The sequence below is a fragment of the Amycolatopsis sp. NPDC114503 genome (assembly GCF_055633655.1).
Genome location: NZ_JBVKDT010000003.1, coordinates 911,503 through 937,019, shown reverse-complemented (window position 1 = coordinate 937,019; position 25,517 = coordinate 911,503). Strand labels below are relative to the sequence as shown.

22 protein-coding genes are annotated in these 25,517 nt (G+C 68.3%); 15 read left to right on the top strand and 7 right to left on the bottom strand.

Translation table 11 applies throughout. The features are described from left to right. Nucleotides 1-677 precede the first annotated feature (677 nt). From ACZ7OI_RS16840 to ACZ7OI_RS16805, 8 genes are all read left to right on the top strand, one after another. Nucleotides 678-1,007, top strand: a complete 330-nt coding sequence (locus tag ACZ7OI_RS16840; protein ID WP_470265103.1) for a hypothetical protein — start codon at nucleotides 678-680, stop codon at nucleotides 1,005-1,007. A gap of 61 nt (nucleotides 1,008-1,068) precedes the next feature. Continuing rightward, nucleotides 1,069-1,638, top strand: a complete 570-nt coding sequence (locus ACZ7OI_RS16835) for a hypothetical protein (protein WP_470265102.1) — start codon at nucleotides 1,069-1,071, stop codon at nucleotides 1,636-1,638. A gap of 124 nt (nucleotides 1,639-1,762) precedes the next feature. Further along, nucleotides 1,763-3,169, top strand: a complete 1,407-nt coding sequence (locus ACZ7OI_RS16830; RefSeq protein ID WP_470265101.1) for a pentapeptide repeat-containing protein — start codon at nucleotides 1,763-1,765, stop codon at nucleotides 3,167-3,169. A 251-nt stretch (nucleotides 3,170-3,420) separates the two neighbouring features. Continuing rightward, entirely contained in the window at nucleotides 3,421-3,813 is a 393-nt protein-coding gene (locus tag ACZ7OI_RS16825) for a hypothetical protein (RefSeq protein ID WP_470265100.1), read from the top strand. 29 nt (nucleotides 3,814-3,842) lie between these two features. Continuing rightward, nucleotides 3,843-4,010 (top strand): hypothetical protein, encoded by a 168-nt coding sequence (locus ACZ7OI_RS16820; RefSeq protein ID WP_470265099.1) that lies wholly within the window; start codon nucleotides 3,843-3,845, stop codon nucleotides 4,008-4,010. Between the two features lie 382 nt (nucleotides 4,011-4,392). Continuing rightward, nucleotides 4,393-5,664: a NucA/NucB deoxyribonuclease domain-containing protein gene (locus ACZ7OI_RS16815; RefSeq protein ID WP_470265098.1), complete on the top strand. Its 1,272-nt coding sequence runs from the start codon at nucleotides 4,393-4,395 to the stop codon at nucleotides 5,662-5,664. Next, complete coding sequence (locus ACZ7OI_RS16810; protein ID WP_470265097.1) at nucleotides 5,639-6,244, top strand: hypothetical protein; 606 nt, start codon at nucleotides 5,639-5,641, stop codon at nucleotides 6,242-6,244. Before ACZ7OI_RS16815 ends, ACZ7OI_RS16810 begins: the two co-directional genes overlap by 26 nt. A 210-nt stretch (nucleotides 6,245-6,454) precedes the next feature. Next, nucleotides 6,455-7,450, top strand: a complete 996-nt coding sequence (locus ACZ7OI_RS16805; RefSeq protein WP_470265177.1) for an nSTAND1 domain-containing NTPase — start codon at nucleotides 6,455-6,457, stop codon at nucleotides 7,448-7,450. Between the two features lie 358 nt (nucleotides 7,451-7,808). On the opposite strand, the gene ACZ7OI_RS16800 is transcribed toward ACZ7OI_RS16805, so the two are convergent. The 3 genes from ACZ7OI_RS16800 to ACZ7OI_RS16790 form a co-directional block, all read right to left on the bottom strand. After that, a complete protein-coding gene (locus ACZ7OI_RS16800; RefSeq protein WP_470265096.1) occupies nucleotides 7,809-8,453 on the bottom strand; it encodes a hypothetical protein in 645 nt (214 codons plus the stop codon). 11 nt (nucleotides 8,454-8,464) lie between these two features. Further along, nucleotides 8,465-9,751 carry a NucA/NucB deoxyribonuclease domain-containing protein gene (locus ACZ7OI_RS16795; protein WP_470265095.1) on the bottom strand — a complete coding sequence of 429 codons (1,287 nt, stop codon included), beginning with the start codon at nucleotides 9,749-9,751 and terminating at the stop codon, nucleotides 8,465-8,467. A 422-nt stretch (nucleotides 9,752-10,173) separates the two neighbouring features. Then, the gene (locus ACZ7OI_RS16790) at nucleotides 10,174-10,515 is read right to left on the bottom strand and encodes a hypothetical protein (RefSeq protein WP_470265094.1); all 342 of its coding nucleotides are present in this window, start codon (nucleotides 10,513-10,515) and stop codon (nucleotides 10,174-10,176) included. Between the two features lie 379 nt (nucleotides 10,516-10,894). On the opposite strand from ACZ7OI_RS16790, the gene ACZ7OI_RS16785 reads away from it, so the two are divergent. Continuing rightward, the gene (locus ACZ7OI_RS16785) at nucleotides 10,895-14,683 is read left to right on the top strand and encodes an nSTAND1 domain-containing NTPase (RefSeq protein ID WP_470265093.1); all 3,789 of its coding nucleotides are present in this window, start codon (nucleotides 10,895-10,897) and stop codon (nucleotides 14,681-14,683) included. A 617-nt stretch (nucleotides 14,684-15,300) separates the two neighbouring features. Next, complete coding sequence (locus ACZ7OI_RS16780) at nucleotides 15,301-15,924, top strand: DUF6461 domain-containing protein (protein ID WP_470265092.1); 624 nt, start codon at nucleotides 15,301-15,303, stop codon at nucleotides 15,922-15,924. Between the two features lie 407 nt (nucleotides 15,925-16,331). On the opposite strand, the gene ACZ7OI_RS16775 is transcribed toward ACZ7OI_RS16780, so the two are convergent. Further along, nucleotides 16,332-16,862: a hypothetical protein gene (locus ACZ7OI_RS16775; protein WP_470265091.1), complete on the bottom strand. Its 531-nt coding sequence runs from the start codon at nucleotides 16,860-16,862 to the stop codon at nucleotides 16,332-16,334. A gap of 288 nt (nucleotides 16,863-17,150) precedes the next feature. Between ACZ7OI_RS16775 and ACZ7OI_RS16770 the strand changes: the two genes are divergently transcribed. The 5 genes from ACZ7OI_RS16770 to ACZ7OI_RS16750 all read left to right on the top strand — a co-directional run bounded on the left by ACZ7OI_RS16770 (nucleotide 17,151) and on the right by ACZ7OI_RS16750 (nucleotide 21,768). Next, on the top strand, nucleotides 17,151-17,369 hold the full coding sequence (locus ACZ7OI_RS16770) for a hypothetical protein (protein ID WP_470265090.1): 219 nt from the start codon (nucleotides 17,151-17,153) through the stop codon (nucleotides 17,367-17,369). Nucleotides 17,370-17,449: 80 nt separating this feature from the next. After that, the gene (locus ACZ7OI_RS16765) at nucleotides 17,450-19,168 is read left to right on the top strand and encodes a DnaB-like helicase C-terminal domain-containing protein (RefSeq protein WP_470265089.1); all 1,719 of its coding nucleotides are present in this window, start codon (nucleotides 17,450-17,452) and stop codon (nucleotides 19,166-19,168) included. Between the two features lie 138 nt (nucleotides 19,169-19,306). Further along, nucleotides 19,307-19,453, top strand: a complete 147-nt coding sequence (locus ACZ7OI_RS16760) for a hypothetical protein (protein ID WP_470265088.1) — start codon at nucleotides 19,307-19,309, stop codon at nucleotides 19,451-19,453. A 567-nt stretch (nucleotides 19,454-20,020) separates the two neighbouring features. After that, the gene (locus ACZ7OI_RS16755; protein ID WP_470265087.1) at nucleotides 20,021-20,893 is read left to right on the top strand and encodes a DUF3800 domain-containing protein; all 873 of its coding nucleotides are present in this window, start codon (nucleotides 20,021-20,023) and stop codon (nucleotides 20,891-20,893) included. 356 nt (nucleotides 20,894-21,249) lie between these two features. Further along, nucleotides 21,250-21,768, top strand: a complete 519-nt coding sequence (locus ACZ7OI_RS16750) for a GNAT family N-acetyltransferase (protein ID WP_470265086.1) — start codon at nucleotides 21,250-21,252, stop codon at nucleotides 21,766-21,768. 118 nt (nucleotides 21,769-21,886) lie between these two features. On the opposite strand, the gene ACZ7OI_RS16745 is transcribed toward ACZ7OI_RS16750, so the two are convergent. From ACZ7OI_RS16745 to ACZ7OI_RS16735, 3 genes are all read right to left on the bottom strand, one after another. Continuing rightward, entirely contained in the window at nucleotides 21,887-22,135 is a 249-nt protein-coding gene (locus ACZ7OI_RS16745; RefSeq protein WP_470265085.1) for a hypothetical protein, read from the bottom strand. Between the two features lie 71 nt (nucleotides 22,136-22,206). Beyond that, the gene (locus tag ACZ7OI_RS16740; protein ID WP_470265084.1) at nucleotides 22,207-23,805 is read right to left on the bottom strand and encodes a DNA polymerase Y family protein; all 1,599 of its coding nucleotides are present in this window, start codon (nucleotides 23,803-23,805) and stop codon (nucleotides 22,207-22,209) included. 562 nt (nucleotides 23,806-24,367) lie between these two features. Next, nucleotides 24,368-25,105: a hypothetical protein gene (locus ACZ7OI_RS16735; protein ID WP_470265083.1), complete on the bottom strand. Its 738-nt coding sequence runs from the start codon at nucleotides 25,103-25,105 to the stop codon at nucleotides 24,368-24,370. Between the last annotated feature and the right edge of the window lie 412 nt (nucleotides 25,106-25,517).

The following is a 25,517-nucleotide window of genomic DNA, read 5'->3' as shown; positions in this document are numbered from 1 at the left end:
AACGCCCTCCGACCGTGCCCGGCCGGACGAAGTCCGTCCATACCGGACAGTGCGCCTGCGCCGAACGGTCGGCGCGATCCGGCCAGCCGCCCCAGGGCGTTCGTTACCCCTTCTCAGCTCGAACCGCCCGAAGGTGTGCATCTGCACGGGCGTCTTCACGACCGAACCCGGAACGGTGCATAAGAAATCCCTGCCGCGCGGGACCTGTGCGCCGCCGAATTCGAAACTTGCGGGGGACAGGGGCGGCGGATTCGCGTAGTCGAGGCGATGCCGCAGCGGTCGTGAGTTCAGGCCGCGCGTGCGGAAATGCCGACGGGCGAGCTTCCGTTCGTCGCGCGAACAGGAATGTTCCATAGCGGTCGTGCATCCTTCGTGGTAGCGCTTCGGTTGTCCAGGCGCACGCGCCGCAGCGGGGGATGAGCGGGTAGAAGAATTCTGCGGGGCCGGAAGTCGGCTGAGGTTTGACGGAATATTCCAGCTTGCCTCGGTCTGGTCACGAATGGAAGCGAGTGCCGCACCCGACGGCGAACTGCCGGACCCGTTCGGCCCGCCGGTCCGGACGGGCGGGACCCGAATGCCGGGTGTGTCGCGACGGTCCTTACCCGCAGTTGCGCACCACGATCGAAATCCGGATCTGGCCGCGACGAGCCAGGCATGGACACGAGGGAGAATCCGCGATGGAGGGTGCGATCGACGGCACGTGGGCGCTGGCCCTGCCCGGCTGGGACGAGCTGAGCATCTGGGGCTACGACACGGGCCCCGGCAGCTTCTTCGCCCAGCTGACCCGCAACTTCTTCGCCCAGCTGACCCGCAACGGCCGCAGCGACGACGACGGCCCCGACGTGTGGATCACGCCCGGCGGCAGCGTCCCGGCGGTGACAGGCCCCGCGCAACTGCAAGCTCTGATCGCGAGCTCGACCGGCACCGCGGCCGTGGACGTCGCCTCGGCAATGAACCACGCCGTCGATCATCAAGGCGCGCCCGCCCGCTATCGCCTCGACACCTGAGGAGAAGCCATGGGGCCGCCGATAGGTTGGTCGCCGAGCCGACGCCGCAACCCGCAGGCGCATGTACGGCCCCCTGTCCGCGCCCATCCACGACCTGCCCGACGGAGCCCAGGTACAGCTCATGCCCGACGAACCCGCCCCCGACGCCTCCCGGATCGCCCACGCCGAACTCGACGTCTTCGCCGACTACGGCAGCTTCTTCGTCCAGGACGACCTGGCCCGCCCCGACCCCGACCGCGCGTTCATCAAGAGCCTGATGAACAACCTCGTCGCCGCGACCGACGGTGCCATCGGCGTCGGCACCGCCCGTCGGCTGACCCTGCCCGTGATTCTGGACGTCCGCGCCGACCCGCCCGGCGACGACCTCGAGGGATGGGACCACGTCACCGAGAGCGGCCTGCGCGTCTCCAGCGGCCGGGTCCTCGTGTGCAAGTTCGACTACCGCCCCGGAGTTCCCCGCGCCGCCGTCCCGCCCGGCAGCTACACCGCCCGCGTCTACGCCGGAGGCTTCGACGCCATCGCCGAAGACCGCATCCACGGCAACGACATCTACCATGTGATCCTCTGGCCGGGACCGGTCGTCGAACCTCGGGTGCTCAAGCGATACCCGCACCTGCCGATCCCCGGATGACGGTTCCGCCGGCCGCGGTCGTGCCCTGCGGTCGGTGCCGGGGTCATCAGAACGCGGCTTCCGCTGAGCCGGTCGGATCCGGTGAGCTGGAGCCGGACAACGGACACAGGATCAGGTGACCTTCATGAGCGACGACCCGTCGAAGCCCGAGGAGCGCGTGGCTCTCGACCCGGCCTACCCCGTGACCGCGCGGGCCAGGCGGTTGAGCCAACTCACGCCGAGAGCGATGTGGACGACCGCGGTCGTGATCGCTGTCCTCACCGCGGCCGCTGTGGTGCTGCTGTGGTGGCCGGCGACAGCGGGTTTGAACGGTGCAGACCTGGTCAGGGCGCGGTTGGACGCGCTGAAGATCGGGCTGAGCATCGGGGTGGGAAGCGGCGGAGTCATCGCGCTCTACCTTGCCTGGCGGCGGCAGCACTCGGCAGAAGCCGACCTCGACACCCGCGAGCGCACACTCGCGCACCAGCAACAGGTCGCCGCGGACACCAAGCAGCACCAGGAACGCATCGCCGAGGACGCCCGGCAGGACGCTGCCGCGAGACGGATCACCGAGCTCTACACGAAGGCGGTTGAGCAACTCGGGTCCGACAAAGCCCCGGTGCGGTTCGGCGGGCTCTACGCACTCGAACGCCTGGCACAAGAGAACGCATCGCAACGCCAGACCATCGTCAACGTACTGTGCGCGTATCTGCGCATGCCGGAAAAGAGCGCATCCGAAAGATCCGGCGAGCTCGGTCGAAAAAACGCCGAGGATCGCGAGAACGCCCAGGAGCGCGAAGTCCGCAGCGCCGCGCAACGGCTCATCACCGACCATGCGAGACCTGACCTCGGCGAAGCATACTGGGGACCGTGTGACCTGGATTTGTCCGGAGCGCGCCTCCGAAACTTCGACCTGGCGCTCAGCTGCGTCGGATCGGTGAGACTCAACGGGACGATATTCACTGGACCTGCACGATTTTCGCATGCAGTTTTTGAGCGAAATGTGGTGGTTCACGGCGCGAGATTTTCCAATGTGGCCGCATTCGACCACGCAAAGTTTTTGGCTGCGGCAGCTTTCTCCGAGGTGGCATTCGAGAATGATTGCACTTTTGGGCACGCCATGTTCGAAGGGGCTGCCGGATTTACCGCCGCAACTTTCGGCGGTCTCGCAGACTTCGCCTGGGGCAGGTTTGCGAGGTCCGCTTCCCTTGATTCCTCGAAGTTTGCTGCTGTTGCGGACTTTTCGGAGGCGCAGTTCAGTCAGTTCATCGTTCGCGATACAAACTTCTCGAGAGGGGCGGAGTTTCGACTCGTCGACATTGGCGGACCCGCGACGTTCGAAAAAGTTCGCTTTTGCGACGATGTCGAGTTTCAGGGAAGCGCATTTAATGGATTTGTCAGATTTGCCGACCTGATTTTCTCGGCTGAGGCAAATTTCCGCAGGGTGCAATTCGGCTGGGGTCCAGAATTTGAGGCGGTGGAATTTGCGAAAGACCCGTTGTTCGAGGGGGCGGCGGTCCGAGGGGTCGAGTTCAAGTTTGAGCGGTCATGAACAACCGGGCAGTCGGCCTGTTTGGACATGTTCCAGGACGGGCCGGCGGCGGAGTGAACGTGCGGCCCTGGCTGCTGACCGCGTAGTCGAACCCGATCGACGCATGCATTCGCAACATGGCCTGGAGGCCTTCCGGCGGCTCGGCGGTGGGCTAGGTTCGCCGGTTCCTGGCGTCGATCGCGGCCGAGTATCCGGCGCGCGGGTCCTGGGACTGCCGTGGGGCCGGGAACCAGTCTCCTGCGGTGTTGCGGGTGGTGGGGGTACCAGAGCTTGTCCGTGCCCAGCCGCAGCTGGACCTGCGCGGCGGAGTAGGTGAGCCAGTTGTCTTCGATGCCCGGCGTGGAGCCGCGCAGCGAGTGGCGTGCTGCGATCTCGTCGGCTGCCCGTTGCATCACACCGGGCGGCGGGACGAAGGGGCGGCGCGCGGTTCGGACGCCGTGCACCCGGCCGAACGTGTAGGCCGATCGCAGGCGGCTGAGTTCGCCGGTGCGCAGGCCGGCGCGCTCGGCCGCGTCTTCGACGGAGCCTGCCGGGCATTCGGCCAGGATGCACACCAGGTCGACGACCGGGTCCGGGTCGTCGGCGAGACCTCCGGCGAGCAGCGTCGCCGCCCGCTGCGCCGCGTTGCAACCTCGTCCGGCTGACCATCGACGCGGAACAGAGCGACGGCCCCGTGATCGAACTGCCGGCCATCGCATTGCAGCGCCTGCTTGCCGGCGTTGAACACGACCTCGCCGAGTTCCTGGTGCTGGTTGCCGACTGGGGCGCGCGGAACCTGCCTAGCCACGCCGTCCCGGTCACCGCGGCCGTCGCCCGCGTCCTCGACCTCCCGTCCGTCTGAGTCTTCGTCTGCGGCCGGGAGGCTGACGAGGTCCTGACCATGGCCTGTGCGCTCGCAGCAGCGGAGTTTCGCCTACGGAATAATGAGCGCACTGCGCGATGTGATGCGATCTTCGTGCAATCACGGAATCGATGTGCATCGCAGATTAAGTCCGCCTGCGGCAGCGATTTATGTCGCATGCGGAACAGTCATGATTGACAGGCTCGACCGCAAACCTGCTTTTCGCTAGCATCGTCGACGAACCGAGGGGGCGTTTCCCGGAAAACCGGTCGGGGGAATTCTGGGAATCGTGACGTCCTCTTCATGTTCATGCGTTCTGCTCGGAACATGAAAAAGGGGAGTTGATGTTGTGAAAAGACGCGTTTTTCGTAGTGTTCTGGCGGTGGCGTTGGCGGGGCTGGTGTGCGGCTCGCTCGCGACACCGGGTTCGGCGTCCGCCGCCGGACGCGACGCCAGCGGTCCCGCGGTCGTCGGCGTCGGCGGGTTCGCGGGCTTCGACGAACCGACCCCGCAACTGCAACAGCAGCCCGAGCCCGCGCGCACCGGATCGCTGGAGGAAGCACGCCGGATTGCGGCCGAGCGAGGCCAGGTGTCGGACGGCTACGGCGGCGACCAGCGGAACGCCGACGCAGCCCGGGCCGCGCTGGGTGCCGCCGGCACGCGGGCGGAGCCGCCGATCCCGATCCTCGACGAATGCCTGAAGCGCCCCGGATCCGGGTCGCGGGAAGGCCATGTCCTGAACCGGAATTTCTGGTGCCAGCACGGGAAGATCTGGGCCGCGATCTTCGTCAACGGCAAGGAAGAGGGCTACTTTGAGATCCCGTACCGGGCCGCCGCCGTCGCGAACCCGCTGGACCGGCGAACGCACATCTTCATCCACGGTGACGACCACAGCACTCGCGGGACCTTCTCCGGATGGTCGACGATGGGCGCGACGTTCAAGTGCACGGTCCTGACCGCCGGCTGCTCGATCGACAACGAGACTGTCGTGAAGGACGTCGGGGACTGGGACAACGGGGACTGGGTCCAGTGGAACATGGCCTCGGACGAGAATGTAGCCACGCAGCTGCCGGAAAAGGTGATCCGGAACTTCGTCCAGGGCAGCGGATTCGCGATCGACGACTTCGGACGCCGGATCGACTGGGGTCCCGGGACCCGGCTCGGGCTCCGCTGCGACTCCGCCGCGTATTTCACCACCCCGAAGTCCTGTGTCTTCACCGACGTCGTCTCCCGCCTGAACTACGTGAAGGGAGAGGGATACGACCAGGTGGTCGACCACATCATCCTCGCGCAGGATCACCCGGAACAGACCGACCCGAACAAGGGGACGCCGAAAGTGATCCCGGGGAAGTGGGCGGACTTGAACAAGCCCGGGCTGACCCGGGTGCCCTACCGGGGCGAGGACTGGAAGAAGAACGAAGCGGCGAAGGACCGCGCCTGCGCGACGATCCCGAAACCGAACCCGACATATCAGTGCGACGAATACCCGTTCGCGACGACGCGGCAGGGCGCGGGCAAGGGAGACGGGAACTTCTCGGTCAAGTACGTCGACGGGACGCAGAACGGCATAGCCGGCGGGCTTCTGCGAGGCTGGTACGACCGCGATCGCGTCCTGTACGGTTCACTCGATGAATTCTACGTCTGGGCGCGCTGACCGGGCTCCTGACGGGCCGGCGACGCCGACCGCGTTCGTGGAAGGCACTGTCGGCGTCGACCACGGCAGGTTCGTGGTCGAGGTGCGGGGGCTGGACCAGCCCCCGCACCTGCTTCCGCACCAGCCGGGCTGGGCCGCGGCCGACGCCGACGCGATCGTCGTTCAGCCCTCGAGCGAATGGACGAAAGCCGCCGCCGTGCGGCTCGAGGCATGGCCCCGGGAACCGGTGTGCAGCGGGCCGCCCGGGAGCGACGCCATAACGGTCGCAACGTCGTTCGCCCGCCGTGAAGTAGGAGCCCGAGGGTTTTCGGCTCCTGGTCTCGAAACAGGCTTGCTCGACTTGGCCAGTCCGGGGAGTTACCAGGTGCGTATCTGCCGTTGGGGCGGCGACCAGGTCGACGCGGTCTTCGGTGCCAACCCCGACGACATGATCCACCGTGTCGAGAACTTCCTCCTGCAATTCTGGCCCTCCGCAACGGATCCTGGCCAGACCGCGTCCGGCGACGACGCCGCGGGCAACCCGCCCGACGATACCTTCGCTGCCTACGACGAAATACGCCGCTGGGCGCACGACGCATGACAGTCGCTGCCGTTCAGCGGCAGGTCCGGCACCAGCCGGTCGCAACAGGACCTCGGGCAACGGAGGTGCGCACGGAATCCGGCAACCCGCTGCTGGGCGCGGGCTGCGGGCAGTTCGTGCAGCAGCATCGGTCGCGACAACGAGAACGACTGCTGCAAAATCCCGTATGGTCGGCGCCGGAAACACCGGTGACCGTCCAAAGCGGGTGCTCTGCCGCTGGTATCGCACGCGCTGCAGGAAACCTGGCGGCGCCGGCGCGGCACCGCGCTTACTCTCAGCGGTTACGACGCCGCGGGCGGGATCCGGCACGCGCTCGCCCATACCGCCGAATCCGTCTACGGCTCGCTCGACCCGCACCAGCAGCGGCTCGCCAAGCACGTGCTGCTGCGCCTGACCGCGCTGGGCGAGGACACCGACGACACCGCCCGGCGGATCGACCGCGACGAACTTCCCGCCGAGGACTCCGATATCGACACAGTGTTGGAGGCTTTCGCCCGGGCCCGGCTGATCCTGCTGGACAACAACACCGCCGAGATCTCCCACGCGGCCCTGATCGCGAGCTGGCCGCGGCTCAGCGGCTGGCTGGCCGAGGACCGCGAAGGCCTGCGCACCCACCGCCGCCTCACCGAAGCCGCCGACGCCTGGACCTCCCTCGACCGCGACCCCAGCACGCTCTACCGCGGCACCCGCCTCGCGCACGCCCGCGCATGGGCCGAGGGCAACCAATCCGCGCTCAACACCCGGGAACAGGAATTCCTCACCGCCAGTGCCGCCGCTGAGGCCGAAAACGAAGCCGCGCACCGGCGACGCGTCCGCCGCCCCCGACAGCTCCTCGCCGCGCTCGCCGTCCTCGCGGCCGCCACCGTGACCGCCACCGTGCTCGCCGTGCGAGGACAGACACCGGCACCAGCACCAACGCCGGCCGCGGACAGCGACCAGCCCGCCCCCACCGTCCCCTGCGGCCCGCAGCAGGACGTCGTCACGATCTACACCGACACCGGGAACCAATGCGTCACCGGCAGCGGCACACTCGCCGCCGTCCACCAGGTCCAGAAAGTCTGCGCCGGCAACGCCCCCGTCAACGTGCAATGGTCATCAGACGACGTCCACAACGCGACCACCACCGCTGCGGCCGGCAAATGCCTGGACTTCAGGGACACACCAGGCGACACCTGGATCCACCGCGTTCACATCGACCGCCCCTGAACGGGATACAGGAAGCATCTGTCTGACGAGGCGAACGGCCATGAGCCGACTGCACCGCGTCACTGAGGAAAAGGCCGCCGCGGGCGAGTTACGTCCAGTAACGGACAGACATTGGGCGACAATCTCCCACTGTTGTGGCGAGCATTGCGGGGGTGGCCCCGGGCGACACCCTTGAGCTTCCTGGCGAGGCCGACGACGTCGACGAGGAAGCGCCCAGCACCGCTGCGGGGTGGCCGCAGCCGAAACGCGACCTGGGGCCAACGTTGCGCGAACTGGCACGGCAGCAGCAGACGCCGCCTAAGGGGAGCGATATTCCCGGCGACGCTGCGTGGCACTGCTCGGGACGAATGTTGCTTGGTCAGCGATGGCCTCTCTCGCGTGCGGCTCGTTCGGTGCGCTCGAGGGCGTCGCTGAAATCGCTGGGGTCGCGGGTCGCGATGGCGTGGACTGCGTCAGCGAACCGCTGCTGCTCGGAGTCCTCCGAGTAGAGCCTCCCCGGAGGTTCGATCTGGCCGCGGGTGTCAGACGGCGGTGCGGGCCAGAACTGGACGAGGAAACGCTCTGCGCCGCGCAGGGGCTCAGGTTCCGCTCCTTCCGCGATACGATGCCGCGCGGCTTCTGCTTCCTGCCGGATCCGGTCGCGGTCGCCGGTGTGGGCGCGGACGCGGTAGAGCCCTGGCCCTCCGAGGTCGAACCTGGCGAGCGGCTGCTCGCGGATGGTGCGCCAGAGGCAGAGCCGGCCGGTCGAGAACCAGGTCAGGGCCTCGCTGACGGCGGGCCAGTCCGCGGCGGGCGGCGGCTCGCCATCCCAGTACTCGAGCAGTGTTTCCGGGACGAGGTACATCCCGGAAACACTGCCCAGGCTCACCTGCTGCTCGGTGGCGTGCATCCACCCGTCCGAGTCCGGCGGCACGATGTCGCGGTCGACCGCGTCGTCCTCGATGAACAGCGTGGAGTAGTCCAGTTCGAACTCGCCGGCGAAGCGGCGCAGCAGCGTGGCCATCGCACCTTCACTCAGTCAATGACGTTGACGTAGAATTGGTCCTGGAGTTTGTACAGTATCCTGTCGTCACGGTAGAATTTTTGCAGGTCGTTGCCTCCCACTTGATTCTGCTTCCCGTCGATGTGTTTCACGGAGAAGTCCCACACGGGGCTCGCCGCTCCTTCGAGCGTCGATGCGAACGGGTACTCGTCGCACTGCTGGGTCGGCTGGCGCGGGGGGAGTTTGGCGCAGGCTTTCCTTGCTTCGCGCCGGTTCACCTTATTGTCTTCCTGGGGCACCCTGTGCAGGCCTGGTTTGAGCGGGTCGCCGTTGAAGTACTTGCCGGGGATCCGTTTCGGGTGCGACTCCGTCGGGAGCGTCGTGTTCGGCTCGTTCTGCGCCTGGCGGAGATGCGCGGCGTATTCGGGAAGTTTGCTGGATTCCACGGGGAGCCACGAGATCACGTCGGAATTAATGCATGACTGGGGGTAGCCGGGGAAGTAGGGGGCGGAGTCGCACCGCATCCCGTTGTCCGGGCTGTCAGCGGTCCATTCGGACCCGGGTATCGGCGTGTGGGCGCCGGCGGTGACGTGCCACTGGTGGCGGGACACCTTGTCGACCGCGGTGCTCTTCGTCGCGTCCGACTCGATGCGCCAGCCGAACCACGACGCGCTGCGGACTTCGCGCTGCCAGTCGGCCAACGACAGTGCGAGCGGCCCGGTGTGGGTGCTGCAGCCTGGATCGCCGGTGGTGCTGCACACCGGGCCGACCGTCAGCTGGGTGGTCAGTGCGTCCTTGTAGTCGCCCCAGTTGTCGCCCGCGAGCGTCGGCTGCAGCTCGAAGAGATTCTCCCGGGTCCTGGTTTGTCCCATCGCGACCGCGATCCATTTCAAGGTCACCTCGCCGCTGAGCGCGCTGCCCCGGTACGCTTGCGCCTTCAGTCCGAAGCGTTGGCACCAGAACGTGCGGTGAAAGACGTGGCCCGTCGGGGATTCCGCACGCGGATCTGTCTTGCACCGGTTCAGGAAATCTTGCGGAATTTCCTGGGTCGTTCCCGGTTCGGCGGGCGATCGGCTCTCTAATTCCGCAATGGCTTTCCGGAACTCCGGAGTGGCCTGTTCGGGCGACGGTTCGTTGCCCTTCGCCGCGGCAGCGGCGAGGGCTCCCTCTGCCGTCGCGGGATACGCCGGGCCCGATTGCCAGGGTTTCCCGTCGAGACCGGTGATCACTACCCTGGTCGGCGAACCGGGCGGGGGCGCTGGTTGCGCGGCTGCCGCCGGGTTCGCGCCGAGGGCTGCGGCTCCCGCGAGAACAGTCACCGCGACGAGCGCGCGTCGAAGTATCCATCGGTTTCTTCGCACAGAAATGACACCTCTTCCAAATCGGAGCATCGCACCGGTGCGCGTGCTGTCTTGCGGCGGTCGACTGCCGGCCCTGGGTCTCGAGCGCTGCAGGCGGTCGCGGGCAGGGGCGGAACGATCCGTCGGGGTCCGGACACGTGCCGGCAGGAATCCGTGTCACTCGGGCACGGATTCCTGCGCACCAGTCCGAGAAAGCCGTTCGACATCCAGATGCCGGGGACTGGCCTGCAGAACCGCCGTGGCTAGTGGCGTCCGGTGGCCGGATCGAATGCCCGGTGATGACCTTGCTGCAGTGGCTCCGTGCCCAGTCGGCCCGGCATCCGGATCTCAAGCCGGGACTGCTGATTCCTGCCTGATGCGGTATTCGTCCGGGTGTTGTGTCAGCAGTTGAGGTAGTGACTCGCGATCCAGTAGAAGCTGGTGTAATCCGGGCCCCACAGGTGGCCTGCGGACCAGTTTCCGCGGCGTTCGACGACGTCGAAGCCTTGGCCCTTGTCGACCCATCCGGCAATGAGGTACTCGGTGCCGGGCCCGTAGCGATAGTCGACGTTGTCGGCGTTGAGGAAGCACACCTGGACGGGCTTCGCGTGGTCGACCGTCGCGGTCAGGACGGTGGGGGCGGCGGCGGACGCGGCGGGCGGCACCGCGGCGAGACAGAGTCCGGCAACGGCTGCAGTGCCGGCGATCCGTGCTGCGCGTCGGCGTGCGGTCTTGGACGGCATGACGATGGTCTCTCCGATCAGAGTGGTGTTTCGAGAGGGATTTCGGATCGCCGCCGCGCCGCGGGGGAACGCGGGTTCTCCGACGGAATCGGCGGGACGGTTCCAGATGTAGCCGGTCGTTCGTGTCCGGTGTCGCTGTGCGTCGCACCGGACAACAGTTCCGGACAACGACTCCGGGGCCCGGTCGGGCCGCGCTCCCGTGGCATGAGCCCATTGACGCAGGAACGTCGTAACGCAGCCGGGAGGGTGTTGCCCGAACGGCAGGAAATAGTGTGCCGCGGTGTCGTGCTGCGGGTTGGTCCGTTCGGGGTTGTCCGCCGGACGGCGGACGCGCGGCCGGTCACCGTTCTGGGACCCTCAGTGACGGGGAGGGAACGCGATGCCGCGTGCGGAACAGCCGTTGCCGTCGGACGGGTCGGTGCTGACCGAGTTCGCGCAGGCGCTGCGCCAGGTCCGGACCGTGGCGGGGAATCCGTCGTATCGGGCATTGGCGGCGCGTGCGCATTATTCGTCGACGACCTTGTCCGACGCCGCGGGCGGCAAGAAGTTCCCGAGCCTCGCGGTCACGGAGGCGTTCGTGCGCGCCTGCGGTGCGGACACCGCTGAGTGGACGCGACGGTGGCAGGAGACCGCTGCCGCTCTCGCGGCTGAGGCGCCACCGCAGGAAGAGACTGCCCAATCTCCGGCTGATGACGGCGTGGCGCCGTACCTCGGGCTGCGCGCCTATCAACCGGGTGACGCCGCACGCTTCTACGGGCGGGACGAACTGGTCGCACAGGTCCGCGCGGCGGCGGCAGAGCATCGGTTCGTCACCGTGGTCGGTGCCTCGGGCGCAGGGAAGTCGTCGTTGCTGTACGCGGGCCTGATCGCACAGGCTGCTGAAGCCTGCGAGCCGGTTGTTGCTGTCACGCCGGGGCCGCATCCGGTGGAGGAGCTCGCGGTCGCCCTGGCGGCGGTGTCCGGCGAATCGGCGACGGGGTTGCGTCACGACATCGCCCGTGAGGCCGCCGGGTTGCACTACTCCGCCCGGCAATGGCTGGCGGCCGGTGAGGCCGAGGGGGATCTGCTGGTGGTGGTGGACCAGTTCGAGGAGCTGTTCACCGTGTGCCAGGACCCGGCGGAGCGGGCGGCGTTCCTCGCGGCGCTGATCACCGCCGCGACCGCCGAGACCAGCCGTGCCCGCATCGTGGTGGGGGTGCGCGCGGACTTCTACGCGCACTGCTGCGCTCATCCCGAGCTGGCGCAGGCGATGAACGGCACCCAGGTCGTGGTCGGTCCCATGACCTCCGATCAGTTGCGCGCCGCGGTCTCCGGCCCGGCGTCCGCTGCCGGGCTCAGCGTGGAGAGCGCTCTGCTGGCCGAAGTGACGGCCGACGCGCTGGGAGAGCCGGGTGCGCTGCCGCTGCTGTCGCATGCGCTGCTGCAGACGTGGCGGCGTCGCCGCGGCACGATGCTGAGCCTGAGCGGTTATCAGGCTGCGGGCGGGATCGCGCACGCGCTGGCACAGACCGCCGAGACCGCTTTCACCGATCTCAGCCCGGCACAGCAGCACGCGGCGCGGGAGCTGTTCCTCCGGCTGACCGCGCTGGGCGAAGGCACCGAAGACACCAAACGCAGGCTGAACCGCAGCGAACTCGACCTGCCCGACAGCGATCTCGAGGCCGTGCTCGACAAACTCAGCACGGCACGGCTGATCGTGCTCGACCACGACTCCGTCGAGATCGCGCACGAAGCCCTCATTCGCGCGTGGCCGAGGTTGCGCGGTTGGCTGGACGAGGACCGCGACGGACTGCGGCTGCATCGCCGCCTGTCCGGCGACGCGAGCGACTGGACATGCCTCGACCGCGACCCCGGCACGCTCTACCGGGGTCTCCGCCTGGCGGCCGTCTCCGACTGGGCCGATGGCGCGGACATCCGGCTCACCGCCCTGGAGCGGGAATTTCTTGACGCGAGCCGGGCAGCTGAGGTCCGTGAGCACGCCCGGCGGCGGCGCCGAACCCGGCAGTTGCGCTGGCTCGCCGCGAGCCTGACCGTGCTGCTGGTCGTCTCGCTCGCGGTCGCAGTCGTGGCCGTGCGGCAGCGCGAGAACGCGCTCGCCCAGGAACGCGTCGCGACCTCGCGGCAACTCGCCGCCGAAGCCCAGACACAAGCCGGGGTGGACCCGGCCGCGGCGATCCGGAAGAGCCTTGACGCCTACCACGCCGAGCCGACCGTCGAAGCCCGCGGCGCGATTCTCAGCCTCGCGTCCAACCGTGCCTACCACGCGCTGCTGCCCGGGTCGGCCAAGGCCAGTCCGGAGGCCCAGGTCGCGCTGAGCCCCGACGGGCGATGGCTGGCCGCGCCAGGGGAAGCACGCCGCCTCACGCTGTGGGATGTTCCCGGCCGGCGCCTCGTGGCGGTGTTCGACGCCCCGTTCGACCGGGTCATCGCGGTCAGGTTCAGTCCGGACAGCCAGCGGCTGGCCGCTGGAACGATCGACGGGCACATTCACATCTGGCACCTGGCTTCGCGCAGAATCACGGCCTCGTTCACCGTTACCGAGCCCGACACGGCTGTTGCAGTGTTGCGGTTCAGCCCGGACGGACGGCTGCTGGCCTCCGCCGATCAGCGCAACCAGGTGAAGCTGTGGGACACCGGCGGGCACGCTGCCCCCGTCACCCTCGCCGCCGAGCACGACGGGCCCGATATTGCCAGCCGCCCCGCTGTCGCGTTCAGCCCCGACGGCACGCTCCTCGTCTACACCGACACCGCCGGCACGCTCGCGCTCTGGGACCTGCGCACAGCCACCCGCGCGGGAACGCTGCCGCCGGCCAGCGCGTGGACGAACTCCGCCGACTTCGCACCCGACGGGCACACTCTCGCGACCACCAACCGCGCGACATCGGCGATCCGACTCTGGGACGTCACCACGCGGCAGCAGGTCGGCGAGCTACCCGGAGACTCCATTCCGCAGGCCAGTGTCGTGGTCGATCGCGCCAATGCGCAGCTGATCACCGTCAACATTCGCGGCACCGTCAATCTCTGGGACATCGGCCGCCGGAGGTTCCTGGCCACGCTGGCCAAGAGCGTCTCGCTGAACGGGCCGTTCTTGGCGGTCAGTGCCGATGGAAAAACCATCGCTAGTAAAGTCACCAAAGGCATCGCCCTGTGGGACCGTGGCCGCCTCCCGCTCCTCGGCGGTGCCCCCGTAACGAACTCGCTGCAAGTCAGCGATTCCGGCCGTGCGGTGCTCGCCGGCGGCGGCGGCTCGCCCACCGTCATCTGGGACACCAGCACCCGGAAAGGCCGAGTGATCGCGACCGTCCCCAGGCTCAACATCGGCAGCATGCTCGCGCTGCTCAGCCCGGACGAGAAACTCGTCGGGATCAGCGACAACGGCCGCTTCATGATCCTCGACGCGAAAACCGGCGCAGTGCTCGACACAGTGCCGGAGACCCCGGACCGGCGGTTCTCCAATTCGTCTTTCGAGTTCAGCCGGGACTCGCGCACCTTGGCCGTCGCGACCGTCATCGGCGGCGGCATCTGGCTCTACGATCTCGGCGCACGACGATACGTGCGACACTTCGCCGAAAAAGACGGCGCCGCCAACCTGCGCTACAGCCCGGACGGGCGCATGTTCTCCTACACCAGCGAAGGTACGACGATCAACCTGCTGAGCACCGACGGCTACACTCTGATCAAGAAGCTGACGGTCGTCGAAAACCCCGGTGACGCATGGCCGGGGTACCGGTTCAGCCGCGACGGATCGCTGCTGGTCTCCAACGACAACAACCTCACCGCCTCGGGCAAGCTCACCGTCTGGGACACGGCGACCTTTATCAAGAAGGCCGAGTTTTCCACCCCTGACACGGAAGCGCGCGTGCCGTACTTCAGCCCGGACCGCCGCTACATCGCCACATTCGGCAACAGCGACGCTGTGGCCCTCTGGGAAGTCGCCACCGGAACTCGCTGGGCGACTCTCACCGGTCACACCGGAAAGATCACCGGCATCTACTGGAACGCGACCGGCGTGCTCGCCAGCAGCAGCGAAGACAACACCGTCATCCTCTGGAACACCGACGTCGACGACGCGATCCGGCAGCTCTGCGACAGCATCGAACACGACTTCCCCGGCACCGGACCGGCACCCGCTATCTGCTCCGCGCCGTCGCAGAGCGGGCCGAGTTGATCAGGTGGATGACCTCAAGTGCGAGGAATGGCGGCGCGCTGCCCGTCACGGTGAGGCGGATTGCGGCGGAGGGGTCGAGACTGTCGTTGACCGCGACCAGCGCCGGTCGCAGTCCAGCGCTGAAGGACTTGTGTTCGGCGGGCGTCGGCCAGTTCGACGAGCCGGTCGCGGAGGTCGGTGCGGATTTCTTGCGGCCGGCGGCCTCCGTGCTGGGGCGGCTCAAAGCAAGAGACATCCGACGCAGACTCGCACTGGCGGCCAACTGGGCCGTGCGGAACTTGCCCTGCACGCCGCCCCGGTCATCGCAGCCCTAGCCGCGTCCTCGACCTCCCGCTCGTCCAAGACCTCGTCTGCGAACGGAAGGCTGACGAGGTCCGGATTACGGTGCGCGCTCGGTGCATCTCTCCGCGGTTCTGGATCAGGCACTCGGCAACCGCTACTTTCAGGGCCGAGTTTGTCGGCGCCGGGCACGGGTGCCCGCGGCAGCACGCGTCGGCTGGCCGGTGCGTCTAGCCGTGAGCAGGGCCGCTCGACGCAGTGGGAATGATGCCGACCGTGATCGCGAAGCCCGTGCCCCGGACCGGTCCGTCGGGCGCGGGCCGGGAGGAAGGAGCAGCGTGACGGTGCCGTTCGATATGGAGAACGAGCTTGGCGAAGGTTGGTGCGTGACCCTGGTTCGCGGGCGGGAGCCTGACGAGGTTCTGACCGTGATGGGTGCTGCTCCGGGCAGCGTCGGGCCTGCGACGTTCGGGGACGTGCCGTTCGGAGTGATGGATCGGGAGCTGGTGCTCGCGCGGGAGTGGCCGGAGCGGGGCTGGACGTTCGTGGTCGAGTGCGACGGGCCGAGCGGGTTCGTGGGATGGCGGCGCGAGTTGCTGGCCGCTCTGTCGGCTCGGGGCGGTTTGGCCGGGACGGCGCTGTATTTGCCGAATGTGCAGGAAGTCTGCGCCGCCGAGGACGGGCAGGTGGCCACAGTGGCCGATCCGCTGCACAGCTACCGCCGCTCGGGCGCGGACCCGGACCGGTTCGCCGTCCGGATGCGCGAACTCGGGTTCCGCGTCGACGACGAGGACGACCTCGCCGGTGCCGCCCGCGGCTTGCCGCCCGGGGCGTTGACCGTACTGCTGCTGGAGGTCATGACCGGCGTCGCGCTGGACGCCTCGGCACTGGAGGGGCCGTGGCGGGGCGGCACGATGCGCTTCGACGAACGCGGAGCGCAGATCCGTTTCCCCGCCGGGTGACCCGTTCCCGCCGTTCGGCGGAGCACCGACCCGCATTCAGCCGCATTCCGCTTTGGCGCCCCCGCGCGACCGCTTCCCGCCGCTGTCTCTGATTGAATGGCGGTGCCACCCCGCGCGGGTGCGCGGGGACGAAATCAAAGGGGAAAAGAATCGTGTTGGAACGCGTGCCAATCGCGGTCGTGCTCGCGACGGCGGGCCCGGTTACGGCATCGACGAAACAGCCCGTCGCGTCTGCTCCGCCGACGGCCATCCGACGATCGACGTTGGCATTGACGAAGCTGCCTGGGCGGCACCGGCTGCCCGCCAGCGCTCCGCACCAGTGACCCGGGTGCTGTCGGCCTCTCAGGCCGTGCCTGCGGCTCTCGCAGACACCCGCTGAAATCGTGGCGCCGGGGCGGTGCGCACGGTCAATTCTTTCTGATCGAGACCCCGTTCTGGCCGATTCCGCCGCTCCGGGAGTAGACGCACTGGTACGCCGATACGACCGCGAGTGCGGTCCATCCCTTCGGCGGTTGCTGGACACCGCAGATGACGATGGTGAAACCGGACGGGACCCCGTTGAGGTTGGTCACCGCCTGCTGGTTGTTGAAAGTGTTGTCAGGGGTCTTGCTGGAATTGCAGGAAAACGAGTTCGAAAACGACGTCGCGTAGAAACCGGCGGCGGTCGGCATGACGCAGGTGGGTGCCGAGGCGCCCGGGGGCGTGTCGGTGATGTCCTGGATCTTCTTGCCGTTGTGGATGTAGGGATCCGGGGTTCCGCAGGGGTACCAGTCGAAGTACGCCGTGACCATCCACCCGTTCGGGACGGGCTCGGAGAAGCATACGTTCTTCGCACGGCCCAGCGGCTGTGCCGAGGCGGACGGCGTCGTGGCGGCGACCAAGTTCGCAGCGAATGCCAGTGCGACAGCGACACCGGCCAAAATTCTCTTGGCGATCATTCCGGTCATGCTACTTTTCGCCCTAGATCGACACTTCCGCCGCTTGGCTGATTTCCCGTGCACCGCACCGGCAATTTGGTGGAAGGTGGGTATTTAGGTCAAGTTTCCAGAGGTGTCGAAAATGTTCTCCACGGTTCAGGTCAGGCTGCCGGCAGGGTCCGCCGCCGCGGCGAAGACATAGGCCATTCGGTCGACGGCGGGCAGGTCGATTCGCTCCACTGCTTCGAGCGTGTGCTCGGCAAGCGGTGCCTTTGCCTCGTCGAACCCGAAAGGTGAGGGCGCGCAAATTTGACAGATCCGCACAATCGGAGGGCCGCCGCGCTGGTGTACGTGCTGCGGGCACCGGTGCTGATTCCCTCCGACGAGGCGGCGCGGAAACAACGCTGGGCCCCCTCGTCTCACCGGTACACGCCCGCGCAACTCGTGGGAGCGTCGGATCGCGCTCGCGGCGCGGGCAACGGCACCGGCCGTCCGTACCACGAGTGGGCGCATTCGCGGCCTCCGTAGAGCACGGTGACCCCCGGCCGCGGTGGTCGCGGTTCCGTGTCCGGGCACGCCCTGCGCCGCCGCTGCCGGGGTTCCCTGCAATGCCGCAGAAGCCCCGTGGAACCAGCACACCGCACGGGTGTTGGAGGCGGTCACACGGATCGCCGACATCCGGGGCGCGGCAGCAGGCTGACCGTCGGACAGTTCGCGCCGCAGGCGCTGTGCGTCGTTCGACGCCACCCCTTGACGATGCCGCGCGAGCCGTTCGGGCGAGGGCCCGCGGCGGCCGCCGGGCAGACTGCGGGTGCGAACAACGCTGGGCGGACGGCGCTGGGACGGCGGCGTGTGCACCTGCGGGCCCTGCCGCTTGCGCGGACGGCGGCGCACCTTATAAAGGTCGGGTGACGGCGTCTTCCGAGTCTTCCGAGTCCGACAGTGCGCATGACGAGATGTCCGCCCGGAACAGGCAGGGCGGGGAAAGCGGCGGCCTACTTCATGATCACGGCGCTGAACAGGCGACTCTCGGCGGCATGCTGCTGAGCACAGCTGCGATTGTCGACGTGGCTGAGATCCTGGATCCGCGCGACTTCGACGACGCGGTGCACGCCGCTGTCTACGAGGCCGTCATCGACCTCTACGGCGAGGGCGAAGCGACAGACGTCGCGGTCGTGGCCCAGAAGCTGCACAACGGAGCCGGGCCGACGGGCGCAGGCAGCGTGACCGACTTGCTGCAGGCCCTGGCCGACCGCGTCCCGACGGTCGAGAACACCGGATACTACGCCCAGATCGTGGCGGACAAAGCGGTGTTCCGCCGGTTGTGGCTGGCCGCGAGAATGATCGCCGAACTCGCCGAAAGGGAGAGCGAAGACCTTGCCGGCGACACCGGCGAAGCCGTCCGGCGCGCCCGGTCGCTTGTCGACGACGCCGCGTCGGACCGCACCGGCAGACGCGTCCCGGAGCTGGAGAGCCTGCTCCGCTCGACCATGGACGAGCTCGACGCCATCGAGTCCGGTGGGGGAGCGGGGCGGAACGTCCCGACGGGGTTCGACGAACTCGACTGGATCACCGGCGGTCTGGCGGCGGGGTCCCTGACCGTGATCGGCGCCCAGCCCGGCGTCGGCGCCAGCACGCTCGCTCTCTGCTTCGTGAGGTCGGCCGCATTGCGCGACGGCATTCCCGCGGCGTACCTCGCGTTGGCCAGCCCGATCGGTCCAATCGCCCAGCGGTTGCTCAGCAGCGAGGCCAAGGTGCGGTTGGAAGACATGCGGACCGGGCGGATGGGCGACGACGACTGGACGCGGCTTGCCAAGCGCACGGCCGAGATCAGTGCCTCGCCGATCGTGATCGCCCGCCCCAAGGGCGTCGAGATCGGCCACCTCGCCGACGAGATCAGCGGTCTGGCCGCCCACCGGGACGTGCGGCTCGTCGTCATCGATTCGCTGCACCTGGTGACCGCCCGGCGCGACCTGCCGTACGAGAATCGCGAACGAGAAATCGCCGAGGTCACCCGGCGGCTCAAACGCCTCGCCCTGGACGTCGGCATCGCCATCGTCGTCACCTCGCAGCTGACCGCCAACCCCGGACCGCGGAAGCCGATTCCCGCCCCGCCGTCGCTGGCCGACCTGCGCGACTCCGGGACCATCGCGCACCTCGCCGACTACGTGCTGCTCATCCACCGCCCCGATGCCTGGGAACCCAACGACCCGCGTGCGGGCGAAGCCGACCTCATCCTCGCCAAGCACAAGTACGGACGGACCGCCACGATCACCGTCGCCCAGCAGCTGCACTACAGCCGGTTCGCCGACCTGGCCCATGACTGACGCGAGCCCGTGCGCAGCTGGATCAGGTGCCGGTCGGCGGGGTCGGGGTCGCGGGGGTCGGTCCGGTGTAGACGAGCGTCAGCGCGTCGGTGGCGCCCGGTCGAGGATCCGGAAGGGCAGTTCCATCGTGGTGACTTCGTGGATCGACGCTCCAGCGAATCGCCGGTGAGCTGGATGGCCGGGGCGTCGATCGTGAAGGACGAGGGCTTCCCGTCTCTCGCTTTCGTCGCGCCTGTGCACGTGATCCGCACAGACAGCGCTGCGCCGGCGAAGAACGCTTCGTAAAGGGCGAGCGTCGAGTCTTCCCATTCGCGCGACCGGAATCGTCGTGCCGGTCGTTGTCCTGTTTTGTCCAGCGCGAACCGGCAGGCTCACTGGTGCGGCCGGTTCGCGCCCAGCAGCGTCGGGGTCGGCAGGGTGTCCGAGACCGGCGGACACTAACGCTGGATGCGAAAGGGGACGGGCAACCCTGCGCCAGGTCGGAGCCGACGCTCGAGAAAGGAGAATCCCCGCGAAGGGCGAGGAACGCACACAGCTCCGCCTGGGCCTTCCTAGCGATATCAGGACGACTCGTTTAAGAGGTGAATCGAGCCGGCGGCGGACACGTCGGATGCCGGGAAATAACGGTCGCGACATGCTGCACGCACAGATCTGACGCGGAACGCTTAAATCAGAGAGCATCCCGGCCCCGGACTGGGTCAGTCGGACCTTGCCAGGTCCCGCCAGAACTCGCAGGACAGCAACTCGACCGGCCAACAACACGCGACGTGCTGCAGAACGTTGGTGCGCGTGTCACGTTTTCGCTGTTCGGGGCGACTCCTTGGTACTAACAGCGCACCGGAAGGCCCCGCTATGCGCGTCGTGTTCGTTGACGATAGCCAGCAGCTCGAACCATGCCGGGCCGGGTTGAAGCGTCTGCTGGCGGTCGGCGCGGTCAGCATCCCCGGAGACCAAGTGGCCGGTTACGCCGCTGACCTGAACGCCATTCGGGACGAACTTGGAATCCCGCCCGGGGAGGAGTTGAAGTGGGCACCCGCGCGCGGAAGCTTCCTCAAGGACAACTGGGGAATCGTCGGGCCATTGCGGGCTAAGATGCTGGAGGCCGCCGCCGCGCGCCAGGCCGTGACGATCGTGGTGATCCTGGACCACGGAGTCAGCTATGCCACCCGCTCGCCGGCCGAGGTCGGCGCCGATATCCTTCTCAAGCGACTCTACGAGCGGGTGATTCTGCACCTGGACGATCTCGGCGAGATCGGGCTGATCATCGCGGACAAACCCGGAGGCGGTGCCGCCGAAGAGAAAAAGTGGCTCGCAGAGTCGCTGGGGCTAACCAGCCTCGGCACCGAGTACGTCAGACCCGACAAGATCGTCCTGCCGATCGTGACCGCTGACAGCCGTCATGTTCCTCACCTGCAACTCGCGGATCTCGTCGTCGCCGCGACCACCGCCGCCTACGCAGGACGGCCGAGCGGAATGGACCTGATGCCGCTGCTCAGACCGCTCATCCGCCGACACCCGGTGGGCTGCATCAACGGCGCCGGGATAGTCCTGGAGCCCGAATACATGAACCTCTATCACTGGGTGTTTCAGGAAACACACGCAGGAAGGCCAAAAGGCTGGCGAAAGTGGCCCTTGCCCGTGCCTGGGCAGGCCTACTACGACAACGACGGGCTGGGCAAAGGCGAGCCATCGGCGGGCCAAGAGGGATTCGGGCGGTCCGCCTGACTCGATCAACAGCGAGCACACACGCGTTCTCGGCAATCGCGCGCCCATGAGGAATCGGCGCGGTCAACGGCCAGTTATCAAACCCCAACCACGCCTCAACCGACCGGTGCACGGCCGGTTGTTGATTACTACCGTTCGCCTGTCCAATGGCGCCTCACGGATGACGCAAAGCCAGGCTGGCATCAGCGCGGGTACCTCGGCACCGGACTGGCCGGCTTGAGTCGCAGCTGTGACCGGCAGAACATCTGTTCGACAATGCAGGCGTGTGGAGTGATACTCCCGCTGTGTCCGCCGTGCCCGTCCCTCCGCCGTTGGGTATGTCCGTGCGTCCGCGCGGCTGGGATCACGAACACTGCGTGAACGGCCATGTTCTCGAGCCTGGCGGCGGGTATGAGACCTCGCCTGGTCACGGCCTGCGGGCGCGCCGTCGCCGGTGCGCGCTCTGCATCGAGCGGGGGATGCCGCGCGCGGTCTGGCTGGAGGTCGACCTCGTGCCCGGGCCGCGGGGGAGCGCGTACGGGCACCTGGAACTGGCGGTCCGGCCGCCGGCGACGACCGCTGGCGTGGGACAGGTCGTCCTCGAGTGGCACGGCCGGGCGATCGCGGACGTGGACCTGCGGGTGTGCGAGGCGGAGCGGGTCGGCGTGATCGAGCATCTTCGGGTGGACGCGGCGTACCTGCGCCACGGCATCGGGACCTTGCTGGTCGCGGCGGCACTGGCCCGCGGGCCTGGCTACGCGTGGTCGACGACCGTCCTGGCGAACACAGCGGAGTCGCGAGCGTTCTGGGCCGCGCTGCGCCCGGACCAGCCGCTGCGGCTGGGAGATCCGGTGTACTGCCCGCACATGCGCGCGGAGGACGAGTCGGTCCTCTAGCGTGACGGCCCGCCGGGCCCGCTCGCCGCCAGCTCGGTCGCGACCCGGGCCTGGCCGTTGGACACGGCGACGACGAACCTGCGGGCATTGCTGGATCCCGGCAGTGCTCGCAGGTTGCCTACGGCGACGTTTCGGTCGGTTCCGTGAATTCGGCGAGCAGGCACCGCGCTGTTTCCATTGCTTTCTCGGGATGCTGCTCAAGGAGGAAGGTCGTCAGCAACGGCACGGCGGCTTCGCGGTAGTGCGGGTCTTCTCGCCAGATCCGGGCCAGCTCCTGCAGGCCGAGGATCTCGGTCCGGGGCTCGCGCAGCAGGTTTGCCGCGGCGAGGTGCCTGTCGGTCAGGTCGTTGCGATCAGCGTCCGGCACACTCTGGAGGCTACCGCGTCGCGCTCCCGCTTGGCTGCTGCGCGGGGAGCTCGCGGCGGCGAGGCCGCGGCTCAGTCGTAGAGCCCTTCCACCGTCCATGCGAGGGCGTCCGCGGTCGCTTTTCCCGACAGGAGCAGAGCGACTTCCCTGTCATCGGGGCGAGCAGCGGCGAGAACGACCTGGATCCGGACGACGCGCTGGGCGCAGCCGGGCCCGACGCGCACGGTGACAGCCGGCCAGGGCCCGGCCCAGCGCGTCACCTGCCGCGCAGCGCGGTCGCCCACAGCGACCGTGTCCGGAGGTTCGGTCAATCGCGCTCGCGCGGTCCAGGCGACGGGGGCGCCGCTGGGGCCGAGGACCTGTGCGGGCCAGGGACGATCCGGCACGGTCGCGGGCGAGGGCGCGGGCAGGCGTCCCGGCCACGGGGCGTCGGCGTCGGCAGCGTCGGGTTTGTCGCCCCACGGCACGAGAACTGCTTGTTCGGCTGGTCCGCGCCCGCCCGTCAGTACAGCGGTGAACACGCGGTCCGGGCCGAGGAGTCCTTGCACACGGCCGATCGCGCGGGCGGCGCGGTCGTCGGCGTCCGGCTGTGTGCCCGCGGCGGGCAGGCTCAGCTGCAGCGCGCCGCCGGAGACGGTCTCTGCGGGTTCGAGGGTGACGCGGACGATGCCGGAGGAGGGCCGGTCGTCCTCGCGGCGTCGCAGCCAGCCCTCGCACTGCCACCGCACCCGATCGGTGATCCCTTGTGCGGTGAGGGGTTCGGAAGCACGCCAGGTGCGGCTGTGTTCCTCGCCGGTCTCGGTGAGAGCGTGGATGGCGAGCTGGGTGACCGCGAGGCCGCGGTCGGCCAGGCGCACGTGCAGGTCGCTGCCCAGCGTTCTCGCTGCGAACGCCACGGCGTCGATCCGGTCCAGCGGGTCGTCCTCGAACCTCCGCTCGACCGTCAGGTCCGGCGGCGGTGTTCGTCGTGACGGCGGGCGTTCCGACAGGCCGCGCGCGAGCCGGTGCGCGGTCACGGCGTCGCGGGGGAATCGGCCGAGCACGTCGCGTTCGGAGAGTGCGGCGAATGCTCCGAGCGTCCGGATGCCGAGCCGGTGCAGCAGGCTGACCAGCTCGGTGCGGTCGGTGCCGGGCTGGCTCAGTTCCGTCAAGGGCAAGGGCGCGAGGAAATCCCGCGTGCCACCCGCCGGAACCAGGTGCCCGCGTTGCGCGGCGAGCGTCGCGGCGAACAGGCCGTCCGCGATCCCGACTTGGCTTTCCACGCCCGCGAGCGCGGCGACCTGGTCGACAAGCCGCTCGGCGAGCGCGGCTTCCGAGCCGACGAACGCGGCCGGGCCGGCGACCGGGAGCACGATCATGCCGGGACGGACGATTTCCACGCCCGCGGCCACGGTCTCGACCGCGCTCGCGACGGCCTCGAAATGTCGTGCGTCGCGGTCGGGATCGTGGCCGAACACGGCCAAGTCCGGGCATCGGGACTGGGCTTCGCGTCGCCGCATCCGGCGGGTCACGCCGTCGGCGCGGGCGCGGGCGGAGCAGGCGACGACGCGGTTGGCGAGAAACACCGCTGCCGGAGCAGTGACCGGAAGCCCTGCCGCGGCGCCCGCGGCTACGACCGGCCAGTCCGGGCACCAGAGCGCGAGCAGCCGCGTCGACCCAGCATTATTCATCGGATGCAACGTGCCGTCGGCCGCCTGGAGCGCTCCGATGTGTCGTCGGCGAGGGCGCGGCATCGGGCCGGTCGGTTCGCTGCCCGATGTGGTGTACGTTCCGCCCGGCTTTGTGCGATCACCGCGTTGCCTCTCTCCGCGCGTGCTGCCCGCAGCCGGTCGCCGGCGCAGGTTGTCGCTGCCCGTGCGGCATCGGTTGCGTCGTGTCGAACGCATGTTCCATTCTGTGTGGGAATCCTGAACATCGCGCAGCTGGCTGTCAAGTCGAGGACAAGCGAAGTTGCCTCCACCACGACGGTGCGAAGCGTCCTGCTGCTGGCTCGCACGCGAGGAAGTGCGTTGTCGTGCGCGGTGACGAGGGCGAGTTCGGCGGACGGGCATCGTCGGTTCGCGGCACCTTCTCCGCATGACCGCACCCTGACCGCACGACCTTGAACCGGATGAACGCTTTCCGGGGGACCGCGATCGTCCGCGTCCACCAGGTGTCGTGCACACGCCTACGGGCACGTGGGGAAGGGGAGTCCGATCCGGTTCAGCAGGTCAGGCTCAGGCACGTTCTGGGTCAGCTCGCTCGATACCAGTCCGGGCCGCCCACAACGAACTGATCGTTGGTCGTGACCTGTCGCGGAGTGTCTTCGCCGAACCGGCGCCAACGGCGGCCGTCGGCGTCAGTGAAGCCGATGACCACCTTCGTGCGGAGCGGATAGTCGTCATCGGTGATCGGCGGGTCGTAGGTCAACGACACAGGGATGAGGTCGTCGTTGCCCGCGCCCAGCACCGAGGGCGCGGCTTCGTAGCCGCCGGGAAATTCCGCTTCGACGTCCCACGTGATCGTGCCGCCCTTCTGGTGCACGAAGCCTTCAATGCGGGGACTGAACACATGGCGGGAGCTGAAGTTGGTGATGCGCACCGCGTCCAGGGGATCCATTCCGGTTTGGTTCTTGAAGCTGAGTTCTTCGGAGATGGTCGGGTATTCGACGGCCGCGACCACAAGGCGTGCCTGCTCGAGCGCGTGCTCGACCCTTTCCGCGCGCCGTTGCTCGGCTTCGCGGTTGGCTTCCATCTGTGAGAGCTGGCGGGCATTGGCGGCTTCGCGCTGGGAGATTCGCAAGGCGACGGTCACGGCGAGAACCGAGCCGAACGCACCTGCCCACTGCCCCAGTCCCGCCCACGCGTCCGTGTCGTTGAGCCAGACAGCCGACAGCACCATGACAAGCACAGTCGCAGCGCAGGCAAGAAGGGACCCGCGGTGCGCCTTGATCAGTGTCAGCCGCGCACGTGCCTGCTGCCTGAAGTTCATACGAGATCCCCCAGCTGCGTCCGGTTTGGCCTCGACATCCTGCCTCACAGTCCCGGGCGGTTGAGCTGGGCCATCATTTCGCGGTTTGCGGCACGAGCGGCTTCCAGCTCGTCGGTGCGGTCGGCGGGCTGTCGGCGAAGCTCGAGGTCGTGCTGCTCAAGCTGGGTAGTTCGGCGCTGGAGTGCATCGAGGTCTGCGGGGGGCGCCGAGCCCGGTTTCCCGCCAGACGGACTCGCCGAGCGCGTCGGACAAGCGACTCTCCAGCAGCGTGATCCGCGCTGCCTGGCGGCGGTCGCGTTCTGCGGCGTTGGCCGGAATACAGTCACGTAATTTTGGTCGCCGCCGCGACCGCGCCGGGCCATCCGCCGGACGAGGTCACAGTGATTTCGTCCGGCGGATGGGTGATCGACAG

Bases quoted from the DNA above. Each gene is read 5' to 3' on its own strand.
- ACZ7OI_RS16790 (WP_470265094.1), bottom strand. From the start codon at position 10,515: ATGCCGTCCAAGACCGCACGCCGACGCGCAGCACGGATCGCCGGCACT.
- ACZ7OI_RS16800 (WP_470265096.1), bottom strand. From the start codon at position 8,453: ATGGCCACGCTGCTGCGCCGCTTCGCCGGCGAGTTCGAACTGGACTAC.
- ACZ7OI_RS16740 (WP_470265084.1), bottom strand. From the start codon at position 23,805: ATGAATAATGCTGGGTCGACGCGGCTGCTCGCGCTCTGGTGCCCGGAC.
- ACZ7OI_RS16835 (WP_470265102.1), top strand. From the start codon at position 1,069: ATGTACGGCCCCCTGTCCGCGCCCATCCACGACCTGCCCGACGGAGCC.
- ACZ7OI_RS16830 (WP_470265101.1), top strand. From the start codon at position 1,763: ATGAGCGACGACCCGTCGAAGCCCGAGGAGCGCGTGGCTCTCGACCCG.
- ACZ7OI_RS16735 (WP_470265083.1), bottom strand. From the start codon at position 25,105: ATGAACTTCAGGCAGCAGGCACGTGCGCGGCTGACACTGATCAAGGCG.
- ACZ7OI_RS16755 (WP_470265087.1), top strand. From the start codon at position 20,021: ATGCGCGTCGTGTTCGTTGACGATAGCCAGCAGCTCGAACCATGCCGG.
- ACZ7OI_RS16775 (WP_470265091.1), bottom strand. From the start codon at position 16,862: ATGATCGCCAAGAGAATTTTGGCCGGTGTCGCTGTCGCACTGGCATTC.
- ACZ7OI_RS16765 (WP_470265089.1), top strand. From the start codon at position 17,450: ATGCCGCAGAAGCCCCGTGGAACCAGCACACCGCACGGGTGTTGGAGG.
- ACZ7OI_RS16840 (WP_470265103.1), top strand. From the start codon at position 678: ATGGAGGGTGCGATCGACGGCACGTGGGCGCTGGCCCTGCCCGGCTGG.
- ACZ7OI_RS16785 (WP_470265093.1), top strand. From the start codon at position 10,895: ATGCCGCGTGCGGAACAGCCGTTGCCGTCGGACGGGTCGGTGCTGACC.
- ACZ7OI_RS16810 (WP_470265097.1), top strand. From the start codon at position 5,639: ATGAATTCTACGTCTGGGCGCGCTGACCGGGCTCCTGACGGGCCGGCG.